The 4,923-nt window shown below is 61.4% G+C and carries 3 protein-coding genes; all 3 read right to left on the bottom strand.

From position 1 onward, the window contains the following. Positions 1-6: 6 nt before the first annotated feature. The 3 genes from OC610_RS21075 to OC610_RS21085 all read right to left on the bottom strand — a co-directional run bounded on the left by OC610_RS21075 (position 7) and on the right by OC610_RS21085 (position 4,858). Complete coding sequence (locus OC610_RS21075) at positions 7-3,297, bottom strand: transglutaminase family protein (protein ID WP_264430462.1); 3,291 nt, start codon at positions 3,295-3,297, stop codon at positions 7-9. Between the two features lie 176 nt (positions 3,298-3,473). Beyond that, positions 3,474-3,935: a hypothetical protein gene (locus OC610_RS21080; protein ID WP_264430465.1), complete on the bottom strand. Its 462-nt coding sequence runs from the start codon at positions 3,933-3,935 to the stop codon at positions 3,474-3,476. Continuing rightward, complete coding sequence (locus tag OC610_RS21085) at positions 3,932-4,858, bottom strand: hypothetical protein (protein WP_030140150.1); 927 nt, start codon at positions 4,856-4,858, stop codon at positions 3,932-3,934. Before OC610_RS21085 ends, OC610_RS21080 begins: the two co-directional genes overlap by 4 nt. Positions 4,859-4,923: the final 65 nt, after the last annotated feature.

Raw genomic sequence — 4,923 nt, forward strand, 5'->3', positions numbered from 1 at the left:
ACACGCCTACATTGATGCGCCGTGAAAGCGCCGCAGATCGAGCGTGAAGGGGAACTCGTCATCCGTTGCCAGATCGGGGATCGGAAGTTTCCCCGGCGTGTGTCCGATACGGAAGAAGCGCGCCATCCGCCGACTCTCAGCTTCGTTGGCGTTCACCGGCAGGCTGTCATAGTTGCGCCCGCCGGGATGCGCCACGTGGTATTGGCAACCGCCCAGGGAACGTTGCATCCAGGTGTCGAGCACGTCAAAGACCAGCGGCGCATGGACCGGGATGGTCGGCTGCAAGCAATTGAACGGTTGCCAGGCGCGGAAACGTACCCCGGCGACGAACTCGCCTACGCGACCGGTTGGCTGCAACGGCACCGGCACGCCATTGCAGGTCAGCAGATAACGTTGCGGTGCCAACCCCGTGAGCTTGATCTGCAAGCGCTCCAGGGACGAGTCCACATAACGCACCGTGCCACCCGCCGAGCCCTCTTCCCCCAGCACATGCCAAGGCTCCAGCGCCTGGCGCAACTGCAGCTCGATACCGTTGACCGCATAATCGCCGACCTTGGGAAAGCGGAACTCCAGGTGCGCGGCAAACCAGTCGGCGCGCAGGGGATAACCCGCAGTATTCAGCTCCTCGATGACCTCGGCGAAATCCTGCTCGATGAAGTGTGGCAACAGGAAACGATCATGCAGCTCGGTGCCCCAGCGCGCCAGCTTGGCCGGTGCATAGGGCTCACGCCAGAACCGCGCCACCAGCGCCCGCAACAACAATTGCTGGGTCAGGCTCATGCGGGCGTGGGGCGGCATTTCGAAAGCGCGCAGCTCCAGCAAGCCGAGACGCCCAGTGGCGCCGTCCGGTGAATAGAGCTTGTCGATGCAGAACTCGGCGCGATGGGTATTGCCGGTCACGTCGATCAGCAGGTTGCGCAGCAGTCGATCCACCAACCACGGCGGGCATTCCTCACCGGGCTGCGGCATTTGCGCGAAGGCGATTTCCAGTTCGTATAACGCGTCGTTGCGCGCCTCGTCCACACGCGGTGCCTGGGACGTCGGGCCGATGAACAACCCGGAAAACAAGTAGGACAACGACGGGTGGTTATGCCAGTAGCTGATCAGGCTGCGCAGCAAGTCCGGACGTCGCAGGAACGGTGAGTCAGCCGGTGTCGCGCCGCCCAGTACGAAATGGTTACCGCCACCGGTACCGGTGTGCCGGCCATCGATCAGGAATTTCTCGGTGGTCAGTCGGTTCAGTCGCGCTTGCTCGTAAAGGAATTCAGTGCGCTCGACCAACTCATCCCAGCTCGCCGAAGGCTGCACGTTGACCTCGATGACACCCGGGTCCGGCGTGATGCGGAAATTACTCAGGCGCGGATCGCTCGGCGGCTCGTAGCCCTCCAACAATACAGGGCAGCTCAGCTCCTGCGCCGTCGCTTCGATGGCGCTGACCAGTTCCAGATAATCTTCGACCCGCTCCAGCGGCGGCATGAACAGGTACAGCCGCCCTTCCCTGGCCTCTGCGCAGAAGGCGGTGCGAGTCAGCCAATCCGCTGACTGGTCGACCTGCGGTGCGCGATCCTGTTCCAGTGCCGGTTCGCCGTGTTGCTTCAACTGCTCGGTGTCGGGTAACTCGGGCAAGTCCTGGTTCGGGTCGGTGGGATGGATAAACGGGTATTCGGCCGCCGTCACCCACGGCTGGGACGCCAGCGGCAGGCGGTAGCCCAAGGGCGAATCCCCCGGTATCAGCCGGCAATGTTCGTCGCGCAAGTACCAGCGCCCGCTTTGCCATTGGTCGCCCTTGGCAGTACGCGCCAGCGGCAGGACCTGGCCGATCACTTTGTCCAGGCCCTGGCTAAAGACCTTGCGCAACCGCGCGCGCTCCAACGGGTCTTCCAGACGGGGATCCTCGGCCGTCACGTTCGAAGGCAACGTGCCTTCGCGCCATAAGTAATGGAAGTTGTCCTCGTAGGCGGGGAACACAAACCGCGTAGGAATTTTCAAGCGTTCAGCGACACTCGCCAGAAAATGGCCCGCCAACTCGCCATCGGCGCCGTAGTCTTTCTTCTCGTCGGCAATCAATGCGCTGTCATGCCAGATCGGCACCCCGTCACGCCGCCAATAGCAGTTGAGCGACCAGCGTGGCAGTTGCTCGCCGGGGTACCACTTGCCCTGGCCGAAATGCACCAGCCCTTGCGGCGCGTAATGTTCGCGCATGCGCTGGAACAGCTCGGCGGAGAGGCGGCGCTTGGCCGGCCCGAGTGCCGCGGTGTTCCACTCGGCGCCGTCCGGATCATCGATGGAAACGAAAGTCGGCTCACCGCCCATGGTCAGGCGCACGTCGCCGTCCTGCAGGTCGGCATCGATCTGCCGGCCCAACGCCTGGATAGCCAGCCATTGTTCTTCGGTGTAGGGCTTGGTGACCCGTGGCGCTTCCCAGATCCGCTCGACGGACATCTCGTGGCTGAACTGACACTCGCACGGCTCCACCAGACCGCTGATCGGCGCCGCCGAGGATGGATCAGGACTACACGCCAAGGGAATATGCCCTTCCCCCGCGAACAACCCGGACGTGGCATCGAGGCCGATCCAGCCGGCGCCGGGCAGGTAGACCTCGCACCAGGCATGCAGGTCGGTGAAATCCACTTCCGTACCGGACGGGCCGTCGAGGCTTTTCACGTCGGCGGTCAGTTGGATCAAGTAGCCCGAGACAAACCGCGCCGCCAGGCCCAGGTGACGCAACAGTTGCACCAGCAGCCAGGCCGAGTCACGGCATGAACCGGAGGCGTGTTCCAACGTATGCTCCGGCGTTTGCACGCCCGGCTCCATGCGGATCAGGTAGTTGATGTCTTCGCTCAGGCGCTGGTTGAGCGCCACCAAAAAATCCACCGCCGGCAGCGGCGTGCGGTCGATGCCGTCCAGATACGCCTTGAACTTCGGCGTCAGCGGAAGCTTTTCCAGGTAGGGCATCAGCTCATGTTTTTCATCAGCCGCGTAGGTGAACGGGATTTTCTCGGCGTAGGGCTCGAGGAAAAAATCGAACGGATTGAACACCGCCATTTCGGCGACCAGATCGACCTCGACCCGCAGCTCATCGGTCTTTTCCGGGAACACCAACCGCGCCAGGTAATTGCCCTGGGGGTCTTGTTGCCAATTGATGAAATGCTGATCGGGCGAGACTTTCAGGGCATAGGAAAGAATACGCGTGCGGCTGTGGGCCGCCGGGCGCAGGCGAACGATCTGCGGACCGAGTTCGACAGCGCGCTCGTAGCGATAGTGTGTGACATGGTGCAAAGCGACATGAATCGACACGGCGTGCCTCCTGCGGAGCCTGGGCGTTATCGAAAGCGGCGCAAGACTTATGCCATGCAGGCAGGCCGGACACTTTCAACGTCTACTCAAGGCAGTAGAGCACTAAAACCGCGCGATGCCTGTATTGATCTGCGAAGGCCGCACATAAATGCGGCGCGGGGCGGTAGCGAATCGACTCAACGGCGCGGGCGCGAGGCTTTGGCGGACTGGAGGATGCGTTCGCGTTGGTGGCGGATTTCGATGAGTTTGCTGCGCATTTCGCGGTGGCGTTTGCTGTTGAGCAGCAGGAGTCCCAGTAGCGGCAACAGCACCGCAAACACGTACACACCTTGATGCGGCCCATAAGCAAACGTCGGCAACACCGCCGCCAGACAGGCGAGGAAATAACCCGCCACCCACCAGGTCGCCCAGGCACGCCCGCGTGCGATCATGAGATTGCCCAAGACCAGGACAAATACCAGGGCCAATGTGCCGAGCCCGATAAAATCGGTCCTGGCTGACGGTTCCAAGGCGCGCCAATAGGTAGTCCCAGCCAAGACAAGGAGCGTGGACCCAGAAAAGCAGCCCAGCAGGATCGTCGCCATGAAAACCGGAAAGTAACGGGCGAGGAATGGCTTCAGCGACCCGCCACCGATCATTCCGTGAACTCCTCATACAGCCCGACGGCAACAGTCTTCACGGCGCCATCGCCGGTGTAACTGCCAATGATCCCCAAAGCGCCGCCGAGAGAATCCTTTATTTGAGTCAGCGTGGCGTGCCTTATTTCAGCGGAGGAGTAACGCTTGGGCAAGGCGCCCGCTCGTTGCTGCAGTTTGAGCAGCTTGGCGGTAAGACTCGGATCTTTCAGGGTCAACAATTCCTTGGTGAGTTTGCTGCGTTCCTGGCGACTCAGGCCCTTGAGCAACTGATACCAGCTTTTCCCGGTGCCGGCGGCTTTGCTGGCCTTCAGGAGCCGAACAGTTGTAAGGGCCGAGCCACCGACGCCCACAAGGGAAACGCCGTCAAGAATGGGGCTTACGATGTTGTACCAATCGGCGTCGTTCATCTCATCGTTGCCAGTAGGATTGGTTAACTCATTCGCCACCCGCATCCCGCCTATGACGCATTGCGCGGTGCTGGCCGTCGCCGCAGCGGCGCCCAGGGCAACGACAAAGGCACTTGCCCCGGCGGTAAACGGAACAGCGACGCTTCCGCTGAATACCACCACCCAACCGATGACAGCAGCGACACAGGACAAACCGGCATTCATCGACTCAGTCCCGAGCTTTGACTCACGCGGACTGCTTTTTACCTGATCGATGAATTGCTGCGGGGCGATGTATTTCTTTGCCTCGCGCAAGATGATTCGCTTGGGCGCGATGCTGCAAATCGGCTTGAATTCGCGCAGCGTCACCACGTTGTATTCGGAATCGATGTACACCACGCCCGCACCGGCGATGTTGGGGTCGGCATCGATGGCTGCGAACAGACGCGGCAGGTTGACTTGGCTTTCGATGCGTTTGCGGGCCATGAACTGGGAAAAGCTCAGGTCCATGCCGATGCCCGTTGAAGCGCTGCTCATATGAATCGTCCTTGAGAATCGAAAAGTGGGGCTTTATCCACACTGAATACCTGTGGCGAGGGAGC

The sequence above is a fragment of the Pseudomonas agronomica genome (assembly GCF_025917275.1).
GTDB classification, from domain to species: Bacteria; Pseudomonadota; Gammaproteobacteria; order Pseudomonadales; family Pseudomonadaceae; genus Aquipseudomonas; species Aquipseudomonas agronomica.